21 protein-coding genes are annotated in these 19,551 nt (G+C 63.6%); 10 read left to right on the forward strand and 11 right to left on the reverse strand.

The genetic code is table 11. The features are described 5' to 3' along the window. Positions 1–17 precede the first annotated feature (17 nt). The 11 genes from ACTHNR_RS02910 to ACTHNR_RS02960 form a co-directional block, all read right to left on the reverse strand. Entirely contained in the window at positions 18–1,670 is a 1,653-nt protein-coding gene (locus tag ACTHNR_RS02910) for a hypothetical protein (protein ID WP_440545955.1), read from the reverse strand. Between the two features lie 37 nt (positions 1,671–1,707). Further along, a complete protein-coding gene (locus tag ACTHNR_RS02915; protein ID WP_440545956.1) occupies positions 1,708–2,430 on the reverse strand; it encodes a hypothetical protein in 723 nt (240 codons plus the stop codon). A 100-nt stretch (positions 2,431–2,530) separates the two neighbouring features. After that, on the reverse strand, positions 2,531–4,189 hold the full coding sequence (locus tag ACTHNR_RS02920) for a hypothetical protein (protein WP_440545957.1): 1,659 nt from the start codon (positions 4,187–4,189) through the stop codon (positions 2,531–2,533). Positions 4,190–4,397: 208 nt separating this feature from the next. Then, complete coding sequence (locus tag ACTHNR_RS02925) at positions 4,398–7,649, reverse strand: ATP-binding protein (protein WP_440545958.1); 3,252 nt, start codon at positions 7,647–7,649, stop codon at positions 4,398–4,400. After that, positions 7,646–8,302: a response regulator gene (locus tag ACTHNR_RS02930; RefSeq protein WP_440545959.1), complete on the reverse strand. Its 657-nt coding sequence runs from the start codon at positions 8,300–8,302 to the stop codon at positions 7,646–7,648. The genes ACTHNR_RS02925 and ACTHNR_RS02930 overlap by 4 nt, the downstream gene beginning before the upstream one ends. 227 nt (positions 8,303–8,529) lie before the next feature. Further along, positions 8,530–9,093, reverse strand: coding sequence for a hypothetical protein (locus ACTHNR_RS02935; protein WP_440545960.1), 564 nt, complete (start codon positions 9,091–9,093; stop codon positions 8,530–8,532). 137 nt (positions 9,094–9,230) lie between these two features. Next, complete coding sequence (locus tag ACTHNR_RS02940) at positions 9,231–9,905, reverse strand: hypothetical protein (RefSeq protein WP_440545961.1); 675 nt, start codon at positions 9,903–9,905, stop codon at positions 9,231–9,233. Then, positions 9,886–10,692: a type III secretion system inner membrane ring lipoprotein SctJ gene (locus ACTHNR_RS02945; protein ID WP_440545962.1), complete on the reverse strand. Its 807-nt coding sequence runs from the start codon at positions 10,690–10,692 to the stop codon at positions 9,886–9,888. Before ACTHNR_RS02945 ends, ACTHNR_RS02940 begins: the two co-directional genes overlap by 20 nt. A 7-nt stretch (positions 10,693–10,699) precedes the next feature. Then, positions 10,700–11,116 (reverse strand): hypothetical protein, encoded by a 417-nt coding sequence (locus ACTHNR_RS02950; protein ID WP_440545963.1) that lies wholly within the window; start codon positions 11,114–11,116, stop codon positions 10,700–10,702. Further along, on the reverse strand, positions 11,113–11,313 hold the full coding sequence (locus ACTHNR_RS02955) for a hypothetical protein (RefSeq protein WP_440545964.1): 201 nt from the start codon (positions 11,311–11,313) through the stop codon (positions 11,113–11,115). Before ACTHNR_RS02955 ends, ACTHNR_RS02950 begins: the two co-directional genes overlap by 4 nt. A 73-nt stretch (positions 11,314–11,386) precedes the next feature. Then, entirely contained in the window at positions 11,387–11,701 is a 315-nt protein-coding gene (locus ACTHNR_RS02960; RefSeq protein WP_440545965.1) for a hypothetical protein, read from the reverse strand. 258 nt (positions 11,702–11,959) lie between these two features. Between ACTHNR_RS02960 and ACTHNR_RS02965 the strand changes: the two genes are divergently transcribed. The 10 genes from ACTHNR_RS02965 to ACTHNR_RS03010 form a co-directional block, all read left to right on the forward strand. Further along, positions 11,960–12,517, forward strand: coding sequence for an RNA polymerase sigma factor (locus ACTHNR_RS02965; RefSeq protein ID WP_440545966.1), 558 nt, complete (start codon positions 11,960–11,962; stop codon positions 12,515–12,517). A gap of 79 nt (positions 12,518–12,596) precedes the next feature. Next, the gene (locus tag ACTHNR_RS02970) at positions 12,597–12,803 is read left to right on the forward strand and encodes a hypothetical protein (protein ID WP_440545968.1); all 207 of its coding nucleotides are present in this window, start codon (positions 12,597–12,599) and stop codon (positions 12,801–12,803) included. 5 nt (positions 12,804–12,808) lie between these two features. Next, the gene (locus ACTHNR_RS02975; RefSeq protein ID WP_440545969.1) at positions 12,809–14,332 is read left to right on the forward strand and encodes a secretin N-terminal domain-containing protein; all 1,524 of its coding nucleotides are present in this window, start codon (positions 12,809–12,811) and stop codon (positions 14,330–14,332) included. 20 nt (positions 14,333–14,352) lie between these two features. Beyond that, a complete protein-coding gene (locus ACTHNR_RS02980) occupies positions 14,353–15,132 on the forward strand; it encodes an FHA domain-containing protein (RefSeq protein WP_440545970.1) in 780 nt (259 codons plus the stop codon). Further along, entirely contained in the window at positions 15,126–16,514 is a 1,389-nt protein-coding gene (locus ACTHNR_RS02985) for a FliI/YscN family ATPase (RefSeq protein WP_440545971.1), read from the forward strand. Before ACTHNR_RS02980 ends, ACTHNR_RS02985 begins: the two co-directional genes overlap by 7 nt. A 97-nt stretch (positions 16,515–16,611) precedes the next feature. Beyond that, the gene (locus tag ACTHNR_RS02990) at positions 16,612–16,983 is read left to right on the forward strand and encodes a hypothetical protein (protein WP_440545973.1); all 372 of its coding nucleotides are present in this window, start codon (positions 16,612–16,614) and stop codon (positions 16,981–16,983) included. Between the two features lie 73 nt (positions 16,984–17,056). After that, a complete protein-coding gene (sctQ, locus tag ACTHNR_RS02995; RefSeq protein WP_440545974.1) occupies positions 17,057–18,118 on the forward strand; it encodes a type III secretion system cytoplasmic ring protein SctQ in 1,062 nt (353 codons plus the stop codon). Beyond that, on the forward strand, positions 18,115–18,768 hold the full coding sequence (gene sctR / locus ACTHNR_RS03000; protein ID WP_440545975.1) for a type III secretion system export apparatus subunit SctR: 654 nt from the start codon (positions 18,115–18,117) through the stop codon (positions 18,766–18,768). Before sctQ ends, sctR begins: the two co-directional genes overlap by 4 nt. A 4-nt stretch (positions 18,769–18,772) precedes the next feature. Next, the gene (locus ACTHNR_RS03005; protein ID WP_440545976.1) at positions 18,773–19,036 is read left to right on the forward strand and encodes a flagellar biosynthetic protein FliQ; all 264 of its coding nucleotides are present in this window, start codon (positions 18,773–18,775) and stop codon (positions 19,034–19,036) included. A gap of 11 nt (positions 19,037–19,047) precedes the next feature. Next, on the forward strand, positions 19,048–19,551 hold a 504-nt coding region (locus tag ACTHNR_RS03010; RefSeq protein WP_440545977.1), incomplete at its 3' end, for an EscT/YscT/HrcT family type III secretion system export apparatus protein.

Here is a 19,551-nt window from a genome sequence, read left to right on the forward strand (position 1 = left end):
GTTTTCGTACGGTGAGCTCAAGTCGGGATCGTGATCGCCGTGCTGTTCTTCCTTCCGTATCGACCATTGGGCGCAATCGTATCGATTCCGATCGATAAGACCTTCGACGTATAGGCAACGCCCACGCTCTTGCGCATGACGTAATACCGCGCCTTCAACACGCCCATGCTGCCGCATGTATCGTCCGACGCTTGCAATTGACCAAAGCCGAGGAAGTGATAGGGCTGGTAGCGCCAATCGATGCAGCCTTGGGCCTGAGCGAACGAGGACACCACGAGCGACGAAGGCCACGACCCTCCTACGCCGGCCGGCGGCACGCACATCCCAGTCGGCTCGTTCGATGCGATGCGGTAGCCGTTCAACGTCATCTGCACGATGATTCCATCGCCGAGCTGCATGCTTTCGTCGATCGGCACGCTGATCGTGAGTCCATTGGCGATGGTCTCGCAGTTGACCGGCCAACCGTCCGCAGCTTCGCGTATCGATGGCGCATCCAAAGCTTGGGAATAATGGGGCGGCGCCGACGGGAACGCAGCTAGCGGCGGCGTCCCCGTCGCCGTGAACGAAAAAGCCGCCGAGACGCGCACCATCCCGGTGCCGCTCACCACGTAGTCGATCTGATTGTCGGTGGCGTCACCGAACGGAAGGCTCTCGCTTCTCAGACACGCCAATTGAAACGGGAACTGCCTCTGAGATAGCACGCCGGCGTTTTGAAATCGACCGTTACAAAACAGGAAGATCAAATCGTGCGGGTTCGCGGAGACATAGTCTTGCGGAACCGTCGCGTCGATCGTCCATCCGGGCGTATGATCGAGGGCAACCGGATTGTCGCAATACGGCGCTTCCGGGGTGGTGCCGAACGCGTCGACCTCCGCGACGACGATCGGACCGATTTTCGATTCGACGATGCCCGCCTTGCCAGTAAGGCTCGCGCATGCCGTCGTCGCCCCCTTCGCACAGACATATAAGTCCGCCACGCCATTCGCATCGGTCTTGAGGTCCAAGCTCAGCGGAACGACGCTGGCGTCGACAATCAGCGGTGTCAGCGCTGCGTACTCGTCGTAACAGCAGACTCTCTGAAGGAAGGCACCGTCTTCATCTGCGCCGGCTGCAGTCAATCGAATGCACATGTTCGGCAGACCGGTATAAGCGGCGATCTCGCCGTCGGTCCCGTCGGCCATGACCTGAAAGCGGTAGTAGAGATAATTGCCCGCAGAGGACGACGGCGTTTGGTCCACGGCGGACGCATCGAGAATCCCCGGATAACTCGTCATTTGCGCTTGGATCCCGTAGGTGCGATACGCAAGCGCCGCCGACGCGTACGACGAACCGATCGACGCCTTCGTTTTGCCTAGAATCCCTGTTCGTCCGACAACGAGCGCAAGCAGCACGGCGTCGCCGTGACGGGGGTCGCGCTGAGTCATGGGCACCTGCACCTGGTCGTCACGTCCGTCCACCGGAAACCAGTCGACGCCTTGGCGGCCATACGGCGTCAACTGCAGCCCCGGCTTACTACCGATGTTGTCGAACACGACAGATAAATTCGTAACGTCGCCGTCGGTATCCAACGACAGCGTGGCAGTCAGTTCGACGATCTGGAAGGAGTAGAAGGCATAAGCCTGATTCGCCTCGGAGAATCTCGCGTTCGTTTTAAGCGTCAGTTCTGACATGACCCATCCGACCGTGGCATTGGAAACGACAATCGCTCTAGACTGCGAGCACGAGAAAAAGCGCCGAATCCTGCGTCCCTTCCAACCGAACGGAAATGAGATCGCCCCGAACGAACGTCGTCGGCTTAGCGACGCTGGGCGTCCATGTCTTGCCGGCGCTGTCCGACACCACGCTGGCGAACGAGTTCTCGTCGTCGTTTTTATACAGCCGCAATACGCAATTACCCGCCGACGTCCCTTCCGCCGAGTACAACGCCAACGATTCGACCAAGATATCGCTCGACGACGCGATCGAATACGCGTCCGGCGCAATCCACGCGCCGATCAAACCGGGCGCGTAGACGCCGAATAACTCGGTCTGTATGACACCGCCCGCAATCACAGCGGGCGCCTGAGGCGTACCCTTCACCTCGACGTGCGCCGTATCCGATTGCGCCACATTCCCCGTTCTGCTCGTCACGGCGTAATGCACGTCGTACCCCCCGGGCGGCAACGCCCATAACGGACGAATGCGAACTTCATGCGGCGCGTCGCCCGAATCGCGCGCCGCGTCCGGCAGGTAGGCATAGCGCCTTGTAATCTCAATCCGAGTGTCGTGCTGCGCCCAAACCAATGTGATTCGATCGCCGATATTGCACTGGGCGTAAACAGGCACATTCACCAGCACCGCATCTGCGTCGAGCTGCGCCAAGTCCAGTACGCCGTCCACGGCCTGCGGCAGAATGGGCTGCTGCAGCGACTGCGGCGATGTGTTGCTCAAGCGTCGTTCATTCACCCGTGCGCTCCGTAAGCGTTGCCGCGCGCGAAACGCGGCAATGGGTCATATCGAAATGCGGCACTGCAGCCGACATTGCCTCTCTTTACGCGCCGCCCGGAGGCACGGTGTTGATATGCATCTGCTTTGTCGGCGTCGAATACCCTTGATCAATACCGCCATCGTCCGTCACCAGGTACTGCATCCGCAACTTCGAGGGCGGGTCGCCCTCGATGATCCCTGCGAAGTACTCATACCCCACGTCGATCTCTTGGAAATTGTTCGTCAAGTCGGTGCCACTGACGGCGGGTAACACCACCTTCGTGCGGGAATGAACCTCCTTGTCGTTCAAATCCCAGCCGTTGATGATGATGTAGAGCGTGAAAACCCAATTGGCTTGCGGCGTCCACCCTGCGCCCGCCCAAGAAATTTTGACCTTGACCCCGTCCTGGACCATCGCGAAGTCGATAAGCTGGCCGGATGGGTTATCTTCCATAACCGGCGCCAAATACCGAGGCGATCCCGTAAACGGTGGAATAACGCCGGAGGGATCCCCTACTCCGGTGACTTCGTACTCCGCGGTGCTGGACATCACGATCGTATTGTCCCGCACTACCATGTACTGCAACTCGTAGATGTTGTCTGCTGCGCCGGTAAAGGCAGCGACGGGGATCGAGAAGCAAGCAGGAAAGCCGGCGTCCCAGCCGTCGCTGTCGGCAGTGAAAAACGAAGTCAACTGCAGGTTTCCGTTGACGATCGGTATCAAGACGTCGTTTCTTTGGACTAAATTCGGTATTCTAAGTTTTGGCACGCTCGCAACGACGTACGTATCGGCCGACTCCAACTTCAGCAAATCGCCCTGCGCCTCGTCTGGACTGGGTGCACGCAACCCAGAACTGATCCCAGCGTCGCTCGGGTTGCCGACAATCACTTCGGCGATATCCGGATCCGCGTCGCCGATGTCCATGGTAAGCGTGTCGCAATACATGTCGTCGGTAAGATTCGACGTCACGTAAAATGTGAATTTCCCATTGGCGTCGCTATCGATCCACACATAACTGTCAACCCCGTTATGTTTAATCTTAGTTAATTTTTGAAGATTTGCGTCCCAGAAATCGAAATATGTCAAATCCCCATTCTTGGCCTGAACACACGCAGAAAACTGCGCAGAAATTGGAGCTTTCGTCTTATCATCGTAAATTTGAAAGCCACTAACCTTAATAGCCTTATTTTCATCGAACGTGTCGCTCACGCCTCCAGGAATCGCCCTAAGACCGTATAGCCTGTTCGCCCTGACGCTCTTCGTCCCATAGCCGTAGTCGGTGCTCGGGCCCAACCGAGTGCCGTTCAGCTCAAGGACGGGCAAGTTCTGCGCCGCCGGCCCCGTCACTTCGATGTTCCATCGGCAATGACCTAAATGCGTGCTATTCGCCGTACCGAACACGACCGCATTGATTGTATAGGCGTCGTCTGAGTCCGTGACCGTTTGCGTGACGTTCCCGATAGAATCCGGATGAACGATCAAACCCGTCTTGGTAACGTCAAGCCTCTCGAAGTCAGGACCCTCAAAAATCTTAAACTTGATCGTATCGTAGTTATTGGTCGCGAGATTACTCGTATTGACCGTCAGCTTGATCTTCTGCCCTTGATAAAGCGTAGTAGTTCCATCAGCCGGCGTCGCATTGTCGACCGAGGGGTCGTCGACCTTCTCCCCACCCCGCCTCAGTTCCGTCTGTTTTGCATTCGAATTCGAAAAATTAGTCATGGCTTCGCCCCGCGGCTTTATAAAAGCGCATTAAATTGATTTAAACCCGGCACCCGAATGCATCCCATCATAGGCAACCCCGATCTTCAACTCAAGAACGCGATCCCCTAGCGCCGCCCTTTTCACGCGCAGGCACTTCGGCCATTTTTCGAAAACCCATCATTTGGCGAATTCACAGCAAAACCCATCTGCGGCGCGCCGAGGCCATTCAAATTTCCGCGCCGGCAATCGTGCGTTCCATCGCCGCCGCGAGCGCCAGCACGGACGCGCGCGGCCACGAGGGCGCCTCGATGTCGACTTGAAGCCGAGTCGCCGCTTCCGCCACGTCGCGCAGTTGGAACCATGCAGCCGTACCGGCTATCGCGTGGGCGATATCGCGCAACTGCTCGCGATTCGTGTCCGATGCACACGCGCGCAGCCGGTCGAGATCGGCGAGAAGCGTCAGCTTCAATTTCCGTCGCAGTTCGTCGCCGGCGGAAAGCGGCTCTAGCCTAGCGCCCGGTGCAGCAAGCAGACGATAGCGTTCGAGCAACGCGCGCAGCTGCTCGAGCGACAGCGGCTTCACGCACACCTCGTCGGCGCCCGCTTCGATGCAGGCCTCCCGACGCGCAGCGGTAGCGTCCGCCGTCAGGGCGATCAGGACGCAGTGGCGCCCGGCGCCGCGCTCGCGGCGACGGATGCTCTCGATCAGCGCCACGCCGTCGAGCAGTGGCATGGCGCAATCGGTGATGATCATTTCGTAATCGCCTCGCGTGTAGGCGGTCAACGCCTGCGCGCCGTCTTCGGCCGAATCGCACGGAACGTTCAGGCTGGCCAGTTGCCTGCGCAGCACCTCGCGGTTGATGAACTGATCTTCCACGAGCAAGATACGCCGCGATGTGCCGGCCGATGCATCCGGCGCGCGGCCCGCCGCTTCCGGCGCAGCCTGCGTGTCCGCCCCACTCGCGCACGACCCGCGTGCGACGGGCAACCTCAACGCGATAGCGATCGTCGTCCCGTGCCCAGGCTCGCTCTCGAGTGCGATCGTGCCGCCCATCTGCTCGATCAATCGTTTGCAAATGGCCAGTCCCAGCCCCGTCCCCCCGTAGCGGCTCGCCAGCGTGCCGCGCGCTTGCGAGAACGGCGCAAACAGGCGCGCCTGATCGTCGCGCGAAATGCCGATACCGGTATCCGTGATATGCATGGACAGCGTCTGGTGGCCGACCGTTTCGGCCGCCACGTCCACCCTGATCGACACACCGCCTTGGTCGGTGAACTTCACCGCGTTGCTAAGCAGGTTCAGCACCACCTGACCGAGCCGCTGTGCGTCGCCGATATGCCGCGGCGCGACGGCCGGCGAAACGTCCACGTGTAAACGAAGCCCTTTGCGCTCGATATCGGGTGCAAGCAGACCCGCCGACCGTTTGACGATGTCGGCGATACACATCGACGCCGATTCGAGCGATAGCTCGCCGCTTTCGCTTTTCGCGAAATCAAGGATGTCGTTCAAAATGCCGAACGAAAGCTCCGCCGCATTGCCGGCCATCTCGACGAGATAGCGATCGTCGGCCGAGAGCCCCTCGTGGTTCAGCAACTGCAAAATGCCGACTATCCCGCTCATCGGGGTGCGAATTTCGTGGCTGACGGTCGCGATGAACGAATCGCGCGCCCGCGCCGCCGCCTCGGCCTCGTGCTTGGCCGCGATCAACGCCGCGTGCGCTTCCTTCGCCTCGGTGACGTCGTGCAGATAGCCGTTCCATTCGACGCTGCCGTCCTCGCACGCCTGCGGTGCGGCTTCGACGTGGAACCACGCCTGACGGCCGGGCTGCCGCTCGACCATGAATTCGTCCCTGACGCTCGCCAAACCGCGCGCCGAGCGCAGAAACATCTTCGTGAGCCGACGCCGATGCGAGGCATCGAGCGCGCGCGCGAATGCAGTGAATGTATCGGTCGAGACCGGCCCGCTCGGCTGCAGCAACTCATCGGCTCGACGGTTGGCGAAGACGAGTTCGAAACGCGGGCGGCCCGCGCCGGCAAGTTTCAGCTGAAAGACGACGGACGGCAGCGACTGCGTCAATTGGACGAGACGCCTTTCCTGCTCACGTTCGCGGCGTTCCATGCGCCGCAGGTCGGAAACGTCGACGAAGGCGCACAGCGCCGCTTCGCGGGCGTCGCCCTCGCCGCTGCACGGACGCACCCAATACACCGCTTCATGCACTGCGTCGTCGGGCCCGCGATAGAAAAATTCACCCTGCGCCGAACGCCCGGTGTCAATGACATCGCGCGCGACGCTGGCGAGCACACTGTCGTCGATGCGGCGCGCAGGGCCGGAAGGCGGCGAGGCTACACCGACGATGTCTTCGGCGCGCGCGCCGACGGCGCGCTCGTAAGCCGGATTGACGGCCAGATACCGGCCTTGCGAGTCTTTCACGAAAACGGGGATCGGCACCGTGTTCATCAGCAGCGTTTTGAATCGCGTCTCGAACACGAGATCGCGTTCGGTTCGACGACGCTGGCGCACTTCCTTGCGCAAACGCAGCGTATTCCAAGACAGCAGCGCGACGAAAACGAGCGTCAGGGCGCCAACGGGAGCGAGGACCAGCCAAAGGGTGCGCGGCGCGACGCCGAACGCGAACTGCGTGGACAGCCAGCTGTTCTGAATGTGCTCGCGTTCGACTTCGGGAATGCCCTGAAGCACGCGATCGACGAGCGGGGCCAAACGCGCGTACGCCGGGGCAATGCCGAACGACAGGTCCTGAGTACGGTCGGCGGGGGCGGCCACGCGCAGCTCACCCGCATAGCGCTCCCGCACGATGCGGTCCACCACGCCGAGGTTGCCGATGTAGGCGAATGCACGCCCCTGCGCGACGGCTTTGAGCCCGTCTTCCGCGGAACCGACCGTCAGGGCGTGGATGTTCGCCAGGCCGCCGAAGCGACCGCGCGCGGTCTGAACGTCGCCCACGATCGCCACTCGCGCGCCGTCGAGATCTTCGATGCCGCCGATGAACGGCGCCGTCTCCCGCGTGACGATCACGAGCGGATAGCGGACGTAAGGACTGGAGAAAGTGAAACCCGGGTCCAAACCGTCGAACTTCGACGCCGCCACCACTAAATCGATTCGACCGTCGTTCGCGAACCGAACCGTTTCCGCCCAGGAGCGGGTCGGCACCAGGCGAAAACGAATATGCAATGTATCGCGCAAGAAATCGAGGTAGTCGGCCGATATGCCGTCGAGTTTCCCTTGTGCATCGACGAACGCCATCGGCGCCCATTTCGGGTCCACTCCTACGCGCAGCGGAGGCAACGATTCGAGATAAGCGCGATCGGATGGCGACAACGGCAGACGCAGGTCCCAACCCACGAGGGTCGGGTCGCCGTGTTTTTCCTGTTGGCCGCATGCGCCGATGCCCGCCGCCGCGAAGACGCATGCCGCCAGCAGGCCGGCCATCCGCGCAACACGCGACCATCGATCAGCTGTCACGGCGAACAGAGATCGTGAGCTCGACAGTATTCGAACAATTCCTGATTCGTCGAGAGACCTAGCTTGTGCTGCGCGCTCCGCTTGTGCGCGCTGACTGTCTTCACGCTGCGATTGAGCCGCTGCGCAATTTGGCTGGCGGTCAGACCGTGTGCAGCGAACAAACGAATGACCTCGAGTTCGGCCGTGGTCAACGTCGCTTCTTGACCGACGCGCGGCCCAATAAGGTTCATATTCTCGAGCAGCGACTCCACACCCGGCCCCACGTAGGTGCGCCCTTGCCCTGCGGCAATGAGCGCGCAATGCAATTCATTGACGCCGCCCGCCTTTTCGACGATGGCTTTCACGCCTTTCTCGAGCAGCTTGTTCAAGATGGCGGCGTTGCGCATCGCCGTTAAAACGACGATCGGGACCGCGGGCCGAATGCGCCTCAAGCGGTCGATTAGCGCAATGCCGTCGCGCGTGCGAGCACCCGGCATGGACAAATCGGTCACGATGACATCGCAGGTCTGCGCTTGCACGATTGCAATCAGTTCATCGGAGGTCGCCGCTTCGGCGATGACCCGCCCGATACGACCCGCCTCGATGGCGAGCCGAATGCCGTAGCGGACCAGGGCATGATCTTCCGCCAGTACAATCTGCAATGGTGTGTTCACGACGTTGTTTGCCTTTTTCCTCGACCGGGACCGTACTCGGAGTGCACTCGGCGTGCACTTGCGGCCACCGCGCCGACCTCGCCCGTCACCGACGATTCACGGCTCGCGACCCTGCGAGCGCCACGCCGCCGACGTATATCGAAAATTGTAGTCACGGCCGGCCAATGCGAAATTGTAAATACGCTACGCATAGCGCCGCCTAAGAAAATTCTCGAATATTGGAACACTCAGGCGATTCTGCCGGTATATGGGTCGTTTTTTGCTGCGGCCGCCGCGCACGCGTGCTTATCCAAGTTTCGTTCTGCGGCAAACGAGGCGATCAAAGCGTCGAAATCGAGCGTCCAGTCGCCATGCTCCGTGGAGAGCACGCAGTGCCCCTGCTTCAGGGTGTCGTCGATCTCCGTTGGCCAGGGAATAGCGCGCGCGGGCCGGGCCGACGGCGCGTCATATGCAGCACCACATTCAGTCCGAAAAGCGGAGGCGTCGGCCTCGCACAGGCGAAGGCGCGCCCCACGCGTCGGGCCGGCCGCGAGCTTGAGCTGCTCGCAAACAATCGAGAGCCGCTGCTGCGCCGGCAGTACGGCGCCGATGTGCGCCAACGCCGCATCAAGCGCTCGGTCGAGCGTCGTTTCCAGTTGCGCGGTCAGCGATGCGTGCGCGAGTCGATACAACTCCTCCAATGCCCTGGCTCTCGCGACAAGCCCCGATTCGGCGTCGTATTCCCGCGCACGCCGCGCTGCCGCAGCCTGTTCATCGACCCGACGCACCGTCTCGCGCGCTTCTTCAATCATCGCGCACGCCGCGCGGCGGGCGCGGGCGACGACCGCGGCGATGTCCCGAAGACGCGCGACTTCCTCGCACGTGTAGACTTGTTTTCCCGGCGGGTAATGTCCTTCGTACGCAAGCGCCATTCGGCGCGCGATAAAGCTCATCGCTCGCCTCTCGTTGCGCAGCCTGCGGCAAACTGGCGTACGGCGGCGCGGCATATCGTCAGGCAGCGGCCGACGTCGATACGGTCGATCGACAGCACGGGTTCGTGCTGGAAGAGGGTCTTGACGTTCGGCGCATGTGCCGTACCGGGCGCCCTGGCCCACTCGGGTGCGACAAGCATCGCGAATCGCGATTCCGCGTCGGGCCAGTCTTGCCGCGCCATCGCGCAAAGCACGTCCACCCCGCAAGCGTGCGGCGCAAGCGCGACATCGCCTACGGAACGGCTAAGCGAAGACGGCGTCAAAAGAGACGCACTCATGCAATTCACCTCACGATATTTCAGCGCATCGGCACTCGCGCGATCCGACCGCGCCGCGCGAAGCAGCACGTCGGCTGCGCCCGCCCGAGCCAACGCGACGTAGCCGAGCGTCGTAGCGACGCGATGCAGCCGCGCCGGCTGCGTATCCAGCAGGGCGAGCCAGCCCGGATCGTTTGGCGCGCGCCATCGCTGACACAAGCCAAAGCAATTCGCCCAGCCGCTATAGACGAGCCGCTCTGCATGACGATCGAACTCTAGTTGCGGCGCGCCGTACAGGGCGCGCCATACGAGCGCGGCAAATCGCCACGGCTCGATCCAGAACGAAGGCATGGCGTCAATTGGCGCTGGAGTCACGCGGGCCCTCCTCAACGCTTCCCTCGACGCCGCGCTGCGCTCGCCGCCGCACGCGACGAACTACCCGATCCAAGCCGTATCCGAGCGTCATGCTTCCGAAAACGAGCGCAATCAAACTCGATGTCGCACGATCGACGTTCCCGCCCCCGGAAGCCGCGGGGATATGCACGCGCGGGTGCTCGGGCACTAGCAGAACGGCGACACGCCGATCGTCCGCGCCGGCCAGCCCCGGCGCGCCGTTCTTGACGAGGCTCGAGATGCCCGGAACCAGCGGCGAAAGATCCACATCGGGACGATGTTTGACGAAGACGGAAGCCGACGCCGCCATGAGCGGCAAGCCCGGAGCCGGACGCTCGGGCGGCACGACGCGCACGCGCGCGGCGACGACCCCGTCGATGTCCATGATCGTCGCCTCCAGCGCTCGTTCGATCGCGTGGATGCGCCGGGCCAGCGCTTCATGCGGCGTCGACGCAATGCCGGGCTTGCCCAACGCCTCGTCTATCGTGGAACGCGTCGGGCGCATCAAGCCTGCTTCACGCATGGCTTGCATGGCACGAGGCAGGTCGGAACTCGCAACGGAAAGCATGACGCCCGACTTCTCGGACCGGCGATCGACCTCGATACCCTGTGCGCCCAGCGTGGCCGCGATTTCGCTGGCCTTGCCGACATCGGAAACCCATTGCAATTCGATCTTGCGTTCGCAGCCCGACAGCATGAGCGCCGCGGCGATCCACCACCCATAGGCCAACGCGGCGCCCCGCGACGCCGGCCTCGCTTCCATTCCCATACAAGGGTTAGCCGGACGCGGTCAGTTGCTTCAGCGCGCCCGTCGTGACACCGACGAGCTTCGCGGCCATCATGACGCTGATGTTGTACGCAGCCATGGCTCTCGCTTGCCGATGCAACGTGACCGCCAGTGTTTGGGCGTCCGTACCCGAAGCCCAGGCTCCCGCCAGCGCATCGGACGATCGCTGGGCTTCGAGGCGCTGCCGCCCGATGTCGTCGAGTTGTCGCGCCAATGCGTCGAGCGCGGGCCCGCGAGGCGCAGGCGTGAGGACCGGCGCGCCAGCCGCGGCGAGCGCTTGCGGCCCATCGATTTGCGTCATGACAGCGCCGAACGCGCCACCGTCATCCGCCATCATCGCGTGCGCCGACGGGACGCCGACGCGCGATGCACCGCTTTGCGCCCATTCGATTGACGGCGTCATCATGGTCGCAGATGCTGAGCAACGCCGCGCAGCGCATTGATGAGTTCAGTCTTGACGTGTCCTTCCACATACGTCAACGCGTATCGACCGTCCACTTTCCGTTTTTCCAGCGCGAACGCGATGCCCGATTGAGCCGCCCATTGCGCCGCACGCCCCTGATCCGCCGCCCGCGCGGCGAAACCTTCCAATACGTCGATCATGTATCGAATCCCTTCCTAGCCCATCAATGAAGCACGCAACCGCACCCTACCCGCCGAACCGCGCCCATACGCCTCAAAAATGAATGCTGTGCGCGGCCTTGATGCTGGCGTTCTGCACCTTCGCCCCGGAATCGAGATGGCCGCTCGCAATACTGTTGGCGGTATCGGCCAGCATTTTGCGGATACTGGCTTCGGTCTGCATTTCCATCGTTTGCAATTGCATCGCTTCCTGCCGTTTCAATGCGTGCTCCATCGGACTCGGCCCGACGCCGTTCGACAACCCGCCCACGCCTGCCGCTGCGCCCGATGAAGACGACAGCGCCGACGCAATCGACGACGCCAGCGCCCCCGCCGCGTAGATTGCCGGAACTACCGCTGCCATGGTCATGATTCGCCCTCCGTTCTGTGGTGGTATGGCGCCCCCGGCCTTGCGTCGACCCATCGATCGCGCCGGAAGCGGGAGCTTAGTAACAGCCGCCGTGAAGCGGTTCCATGGTCTGTCCGGATTTTTTTTCGCACGCCCGACGAGCACGCGACGCGGATAAATGGAGGGTTACATCGTCCGATTTATCGCGCTCGATGCGCAGCCGGCCGCCGAAGACGCCATCATTCGTGGATTCCCATGCCATGAGTGTTCGATCCCACGATGATTGCCACTTGCTCGAACGCGGCCGCTTCGTTACCCACCACCGATCGGTCCGTGGAGTTCGATGACTGGTACCGGGCCCACGGCCGCGCGATCTACCGATTCATCGCACGTCGAGTGCGCAGCGCGCAAGACGCCGAGGACATCCTGCAAACCACGTATTTGGGCGCCTGGGAAAATCTCGCGTCTTATCGCGGAACCGCTCAACCCAAAACCTGGCTGACCGCCATCGCCCTCAACGTGTTGCGAAACCACGTGAGCCGCGCATCCGACTACCGGTTCGTCATGGAGCGAATCGACGATCATGAAAACGCACTCATCGATCTGCGCGCACCCGAGCGCTGCATGTCGGTCAAGCAATCGTTCCTGACGCTCCTCGAATTCGTGCAGTCGCTTTCGCCCGAGCAACAACGCATGCTCGAGCTGCTGTTCGTCGACAACGTCAGTTACGTGGAAGCCGCCGCTGCACTCGGCGTTCCCGTCGGCACCGTTCGGTCTCGCCTGTCGCGGCTGCGCGCCAAGTTGGAACGACACTTCGCTCGCAGGGGGGCGCTCTGATTCTGTCCCACCCGAGCCCTATCTCATCGTCCGCGAATGCTGCCCGCCGAGTCGCTCATCGCCATTCATTGCTTGCACCATGACGCCCCTATCCGCCGAAATGCAACTGCTGCACGCACTGCGCCATGCAGACCGCCTACGCGAATCGTTGTCGCCCGAGAATCCCTCGCAGTGGCGCGACTACGTCGAGTCGCTACGCGGCGTATCGCTTGCGAACTGGTCGGCGACAACCGATCTTCAAATGAAGTTCTCGCTGCTGCGTACCGTAATCAACGAGATTCGTTAAAGCGTATGGTTCCATGGACGTTCCTGCGCGCTTACACGTGGCGCTGCTTGCTTGCCGCGCTGGGCGCCCTCGCCTTGGTCGGCGGCGCCTGCGCCAGCACCGATCGAGGCGTCGGCCTCGATGCACCGTACGCGGTTCAGGCATCGAATCAAACGTTGAACGAGGTGCTGGACCGATTCTGCGCCGATCACGGCTTGACGCTAAGCACGAGCGGCCATGCCAAGTCCGGATGGCGGACAACCAAATTGGACGGATGGTTGCGGGCCTCCACAGGACGGGCATTTCTCGAACAGCTAGCGCATGCGCATGGCTTTTCATGGTTCATCGTCGAGCGTACGTTGTACCTCAGCGGCACGCGCGACTCATCGGTCGAGCGCATTGCCTTGAACGGCCTGCGCGCGGACGATGCGCGCACTGCGCTTGAAGCCGTCGGCATCTATGACGGACGATTCGGTTGGGGGGCGCTCGCCGGCCAAGACGTCGTCCTCGTCGGCGGGCCGCGCGCCTATCGGGCCATCGTCCGTCGATTCCTCGCGGGCCAGTCAGCCGCAAGTACAGCTCGAGCCACGTCCGATCCGATGTTTTTCCCGCTGCGCTTCGCGCGCGCGGGCGATACGTCGTCGCTTAACGGGACAACGGCACGCACGGGCGTTGCCACGTTGCTGCGGCAATTGCTCGTGCGGGAAACACCGGCAGCGCAGCCGGCGTTCTCGACCGCGCCGCGGGCGGAGGCGCCGCCCCTCTTACCGGGCGTGGAGCCTTCGCTCGCGCAGTGGATCGGGTATCCGTCACCAGCGGTCATCCCTCCACTTCCCGCAGTCGCGGCGCCGAGCCTGCCTTTCACCAGCGAGGGCGCCAAGTCGAAAGCGGCGCCGATCGGCATCATCGCTGACGAACGAACCAATACCGTCATCGTGTGGGCCGATCAGGCGTTGCGGCCTGCTATCGAGAAACTGATCGAGGCGCTCGATCGGCCTTCCTCGCTCGTCTCGATCGACCTCTTCGTCATCGAGTCAGACGGGTCCACGGTCGATGCGCTCAGCACGGCTGGCGAGTTGGCTTACGCTTCGTCATCGGCCGATTCATCCACCCGCGACGATCGGTTCGTCGAAGCGATCGCCGCCCACCGCGCTCGGCTACTCAATCGCCAAACGCTCGTCGGGCCGTTGGGCGGACATATCACGCTCACGATCGGTGGCGAGACCGTGCAGACGCCCTTGCCGCCGGGCGAAGCGAACGCCGCGCAAGGCAACGGGCGCAACGGCAACCGCGGCGACCGCCTCGATCTCGTCGCCCGCGTCGTGCCATCGGAGAAAGTCGGCGTCACGTCCATCGCAGTCGACATCGACTTGCTGTTGGCCCAACCCACGGGGCTGCCCGGGCAAACGTGGACGAATTCGAGCGGCGTCAAGCTCGACACCGCTGTCACGGTGGACAGCGGCGCGCCGCCGCGCTTGATTGCGAGCTACCCGGTCGCCACCGCGCGCGCCGAGCAGCGCGCGATTTTCATCCGCGCAAAAGCGCTTTAAAAGAGACCCACGCACGCTCCATGCTCGAACTTCGCATCCTCACGGGCCTGCATCGCGGGGCAGCGCTGCCGCTCGAAGGCGACGCGATACGGATCGGCAGCGGGGCCGACAACGACATCGTCCTTCTCGATCCGGGCATGCCGGAGTATGCGGGCGCCCTCGCGCGCGACGATGCATCCCATTGGCGGTACCGTCCGGGCGGGGCGCCTCGAGCAGATCATGGGTCGGCGGCTAACGCCGCGTCGCCGCACAACGACATCCCGCTGATCAATGGCGCACGCTGGTTCGCGGGGCCGGTCTTGCTAGGCAGCGATGACGAGGGCTCGCCCTGGCCTGTCGAACCCGTGCCGCCGTTCCATCCTTCGGCCAGGGCGCAGCGCAGATCCACGCGGATAAAGCTAATCCTTGCGGCCGCCGTGACCATCGCCGCCGCCGGCCTTATCGCCGCGTTCTCTATGCTGGCCGCGCGTACAGAGCCTACCGCCGCGTCGCGCCTGTCCGCCGCGAAACAGTCCGCGGGAGGCGTCGCCCCACCCGCCGCTCCACCGGAACCGCGGGAAAAACAGGCATCCGCACCCAAGCCGGTGCGTGTCGCCAAAGGGATGGCCTACCCGAGCGACGCGGTCACTCAGCCGCCCTTTGCGATCCGAAGCGTCAAGGGCGGCCCTTACGGTTTTCTCGTGACGGAAGACGGCCGCGTACTCGTTCCTGGGAGTCGCTGGAAAGCATTCACGCTCGTACGCATCGAGTCGGGACGCGCCGTTTTCTCCGGCCCGCACGCTGCGGAGGTTAGGTGGTGAAATCCATGGGCGTTTCCGCCAAACCGCAAGCGTCAGCGGACGTGCACGCTCGCCTGTCGGCCTGGGCGCGCCACACGCAAGATCGGCTCGCGCGCGCGCAACTGTCCGCGGTGCAATGCGTGGGCCGCGTCGAACAGGTTAGCGCGACGCTCATCGTCGCCACGCTGCCGCGCTGTGCGGTCGGCCATTTGTGCGAGTTGCAGGCCGTGAGGCGCGACGAGCCGCCCATATTGGCCGAAGCGATCGGCTTCGAGGGGCAACGCGCACTGCTCGCCCCGCTCGGCCCGACGGATGGCATCGCCCCGCGATCGCCGATTCGCAGCCTGGGCGCACCCCACTGCGTGAATGTCGGGCTGCATCTGCTCGGCCGAATACTCGACGGTTTCGGCCGCCCCTTGGGTTCGACGACACCCGCCTCCGATCGAGGCTCCGTGGTTCGTCGCGTACTTGGCGCAGCCCCTTGCCCCACCGAGCGGCCTGTCTCTTATGAGCGCATGATCACCGGGGTTCGCGCGATCGACGCCCTGCTGACGCTCGCACGCGGTCAACGCGTCGGCCTGTTCGCGGGCCCAGGTTGCGGGAAGACAACCCTGCTGGGAGCGCTCGCGCGCGGTATCGCGGCCGACGTCATCGTATTCGCGCTGGTGGGAGAACGCGGGCGCGAGTTGAACGCCTTTTTGCAACGCGAACTCGACCCACCGCTCGCGCGCCGCACCGTGGTCGTATGCGCGAGTTCCGACGCAACGCCGGTGGAACGCACGCGCGCCGCTTTTACGGCCACGGCCATCGCCGAAGGCTTCTGCGAAGGCGGCAAGCATGTCCTGCTGCTCGTCGATTCGCTTACTCGCACGGCGCGCGCTCAACGCGAGATCGGTCTGGCTTCGAACGAGCCGCCGGGCCGCCTCGGCTATCCGCCTTCGACCTATGCGATGTTGCCGCGTCTGATCGAGCGCGCCGGATCGCGCCGAGAGGGGACGATCACCGGCATCTACACGGTCTTGACCGAGAGCGAACACGCCGATCCGATCGCAGACGAAGCGCGTTCGCTGCTCGACGCGCATATCGTGCTGTCACGCAAGCTCGCCGAACGAGGCCATTTTCCGGCAATCGACGTCGCCGCGAGCCTCAGCCGTCTCATGCCGGCGATAGTGAGCGGCCCGCACCGCGCCGATGCCGACAGAGCCCGCCGCTTGATTTCGCACTACGCCGAAATCGAGTGGCTGATTTCGCTTGGAGAATATAAGCCCGGACAGGATGCAGCGGCCGACGACGCGATCGAGCGTCATCCCGGTCTGCTCGATCTGGTTCGACAAGACATTCGCACCCCTGCCGTCTGGGAGCACACGCTTGAACATTTGCACGCTGCCGTCCGCGGCGCATGATGCCCGCGGCGCACGCCGCCTCGCCCACGCAGAAGCGCCGCCGGCACCGGTTCTGCCTCGCGCGGTTCGGGCGATGGCCCGCCTATCGGTCGTAGGAATGCGCACTGCCGCGCAGGCCCTCGTTCAGGCTGAACGCCAGGCCAATGAGGCGCTCGATCGGCTGCGCGAAGCCGAGCGCACTTTTGCACGATTGCGCGCGCAAGCCGCCGCGCATGAGACGGCCTGGCGTGGCGGCACAGCGAATTGCGGCGTACTGGCCCGTCATGTTCTCGACGCACGCGCGGCACAAGCGTGCCGCGACTCGTTGCTGGCCGCGGAAGCCAGAAAAATTCGCGAACACGCACGATGCTTCGAACAGGCAAGTACGTACCTCGAAGCGACTAGGCGCGCGTGCCGCGAGGCCAATCGCCGCAATGAAGCCTTGCAGCGCTGGCTGCAACGGCTCGAACAAGCGACCGCCCAAGCATGACATACATAGGTGCTTGCCTCGCGCGCGCGTTCGGCTGCCCTGCTTCGGTCGAAGTGTCGACCCGCGCATCGACATGAAACCCAAGAACGTTCAGGTAGAACGCGACGCCTTGCCGGTGGCCTTGCGTCGCATTTCAACAATAGAGAAAGTGCGGCATCGGCTGACCCGGCCGCATCGCGCCCAGTGCCTCCTGCCGGATGGCGGCGTGGCGGAACTGCTCTTGCGCGTGGACGAAGCGCCGCCCGGCGATCTGACGCGGCCCCTACCGTTATCGACCCGATTCGGCCCGGCGATGGCATTGGATTATGGTCCACTACTGCTGGCCTGTACCGGAATCGACGTCGACGGCTCACCGCGATCGGCCTCCCATAGGGCCCTCGCACGCTACGCGTTCGCGGCGCTCGCACCCGCCCTGCATGCCGCACTGGGCGATCCCGTGGTTTGCGATACACCGGGCCCGACGTCGGATCGAACGCCGTTCATCGCCCTGCACCTTCGGCTGGCCCTGCCCTCGATCCGCGTAGCGATGCGCTGGCGAATGACGGCAGAGGGCATCGGCGCGCTGCTTGACAGCGGTCCATGGAGCCGCGTCGAAGCGCCGCGCTCGCTTCCTGTCTGGACCGCGGCGCTCAAGGCGCCGGTCCCGCTCACAGCAGGCAGCGCGACATTGACCTTCGCCGAGTACGGCGCGCTCGAGTGCGGCGCCATCGTCTGCCCGAGCGCGGCGTCGTTCGACGTAACGGGACGCGCCGTCGTACGCGTCGCGTCCAGCCGTATGGTCATTCGCTGGCTGACTACCCATCACTGTTTCGAGGTTGAAGACATGTCCGAACACGTTCCCTCCGCACCCGATGGTCTCGACGCCGTCGTGCGACGCGATGGTCCGCCAATCGACACAACCGACATTCCCGTTCGCTTGACGTTCTCGCTGGGCGCGCTGTCGCTGACGGTCGGCGACCTCGCCGCCTTAGCGCGTGGCTCGCTGCTGGCGTTGGAGCGAGGCCTTCCACCCGCCGTGACGATCGAAGCGAATGGACTCCCGGTCGGCATGGGCGAGCTCGTCGATCTGGACGGCCGACTTGCCGTCGAAATCACGCACTGGCCGCAGGGCGGCGCGAGGCCGCCCACGCCATGACGCTCGAGCAGCACCCGTTCGCGTTGCTCGCGCTGCTGGGCTTGCTTTCCCTGCTGCCGCTCCTAGCGATTGCCACGACTTCCTATCTCAAGGTTTCGGTCGTGCTGGTGCTCGTGCGCAACGCGCTCGGGGTCCAGCAGGCGCCGACCACGCTCGCCCTGAACGCCATTGCGCTCGTCGCGACGCTGTTCGTCATGTCCCCAACGCTTACCGCCTGCATCGATCGAGCCCGTACAGTGACGAGCGCGCAGGCATCAGGCGCCTCGCAGATCGAAGCCGCCCTCTCGGTCGTGGAACCGCTGAAGCAGTTCGTCCTGCGCCACGGCAGCGAAAACGAGCGGCAGCGATTCCTCGAATTGGCGAAAGCTTCGTGGCCCGACTCGGCGAGCCAATCCGCCGCCGACGACGATTGGAGCATCGCGGTTCCCGCGTTCGTCGTCTCCGAATTGCAGGCCGCCTTCGAAATCGGGCTCTTGCTGTTCATCCCATTCGTCGCGATCGACATGCTCGTATCGAACGTGCTGCTCGCCACGGGGATGCAAATGGTCCCGCCGATGATCGTGGCGCTGCCGATCAAGCTCATGCTGTTCGTCGCTGCCGATGGATGGGGAAGACTGCTGCAAGCGCTGGTGCTCTCCTATCACGGATGACGCCATGCCCGAGTCGCTTGTCTTGTTCCAACATGCACTGCTTTTCGCGTTCAAGGCTTCCGTCGCGCTCGCGCTCGTCGCCGCGGGCGCCGGCATCGTCATTTCGCTCGTCTTGTCGGCGTTTCAAATCCAAGATCAAACGCTGCCATTCGCGATCAAGCTCGTCGTCGTGGGCGCGGCGATCGCCGTCACGGGCCACGGCGTCGCCGCGGAACTTATGCACATGGTCGATTACGTCTTCGAACTTGCCAGCGTTCCGCGCGCTTGACAGGGGTTGCCATGGCCGTAGGTCCGATCGAACTCGCGTTGCCGTTCGCCGCGGCGCTATCGCTGTGTGCCTTGCGCTGGGCGCCCACGCTTCTGTTCGTTCCGGTGTTTGCGGGCCATGCGCTCGGCGGCGCGGCGCGAACCGTGCTGATGCTCGCCCTGGCGTTGCCCGCAACGCCGCCCGTCGCCACGGCGCTTCTCGCCGCGCCGCTGCCGCTTGCCGACTGGCTCGGCTTGGCTGCAAAGGAAGCGGCGATCGGGATTGTCCTCGGCGCGCTCATCGCCGCGCCATTTTGGGCGATCGAGGCAGCCGGCACGTATCTCGACTACCAACGCGGCGGCAACCCGCAGGCGCTCGACTCGGCCGCCTCCGTCGACGCCTCCCTCCTTGGCGCAATGTTCCAGCAGGCGCTCATCGTCTTTCTCATGTATTCGGGCGGGCTGCACGCTTTGCTCGAGATCGTTTGGTCAAGCTACGCCGTATGGCCCGTACTCGATGCGCCGACGCCGCAGGGC

This window comes from Trinickia sp., assembly GCF_051954495.1.
In the GTDB taxonomy this organism is placed as follows: Bacteria; Pseudomonadota; Gammaproteobacteria; order Burkholderiales; family Burkholderiaceae; genus Trinickia.

Coding starts and splice junctions, on each gene's coding strand:
- ACTHNR_RS03005 (WP_440545976.1), top strand. CDS start 18,773: ATGCCCGAGTCGCTTGTCTTGTTCCAACATGCACTGCTTTTCGCGTTC.
- ACTHNR_RS02975 (WP_440545969.1), top strand. CDS start 12,809: ATGGTTCCATGGACGTTCCTGCGCGCTTACACGTGGCGCTGCTTGCTT.
- ACTHNR_RS02960 (WP_440545965.1), bottom strand. CDS start 11,701: ATGACCATGGCAGCGGTAGTTCCGGCAATCTACGCGGCGGGGGCGCTG.
- ACTHNR_RS02950 (WP_440545963.1), bottom strand. CDS start 11,116: ATGATGACGCCGTCAATCGAATGGGCGCAAAGCGGTGCATCGCGCGTC.
- ACTHNR_RS02945 (WP_440545962.1), bottom strand. CDS start 10,692: ATGGGAATGGAAGCGAGGCCGGCGTCGCGGGGCGCCGCGTTGGCCTAT.
- ACTHNR_RS02990 (WP_440545973.1), top strand. CDS start 16,612: ATGCGCACTGCCGCGCAGGCCCTCGTTCAGGCTGAACGCCAGGCCAAT.
- sctR (WP_440545975.1), top strand. CDS start 18,115: ATGACGCTCGAGCAGCACCCGTTCGCGTTGCTCGCGCTGCTGGGCTTG.
- ACTHNR_RS02935 (WP_440545960.1), bottom strand. CDS start 9,093: ATGATTGAAGAAGCGCGCGAGACGGTGCGTCGGGTCGATGAACAGGCT.
- ACTHNR_RS02980 (WP_440545970.1), top strand. CDS start 14,353: ATGCTCGAACTTCGCATCCTCACGGGCCTGCATCGCGGGGCAGCGCTG.
- ACTHNR_RS02920 (WP_440545957.1), bottom strand. CDS start 4,189: ATGACTAATTTTTCGAATTCGAATGCAAAACAGACGGAACTGAGGCGG.
- sctQ (WP_440545974.1), top strand. CDS start 17,057: ATGAAACCCAAGAACGTTCAGGTAGAACGCGACGCCTTGCCGGTGGCC.
- ACTHNR_RS02965 (WP_440545966.1), top strand. CDS start 11,960: ATGATTGCCACTTGCTCGAACGCGGCCGCTTCGTTACCCACCACCGAT.
- ACTHNR_RS02910 (WP_440545955.1), bottom strand. CDS start 1,670: ATGTCAGAACTGACGCTTAAAACGAACGCGAGATTCTCCGAGGCGAAT.
- ACTHNR_RS02970 (WP_440545968.1), top strand. CDS start 12,597: ATGACGCCCCTATCCGCCGAAATGCAACTGCTGCACGCACTGCGCCAT.
- ACTHNR_RS02955 (WP_440545964.1), bottom strand. CDS start 11,313: ATGATCGACGTATTGGAAGGTTTCGCCGCGCGGGCGGCGGATCAGGGG.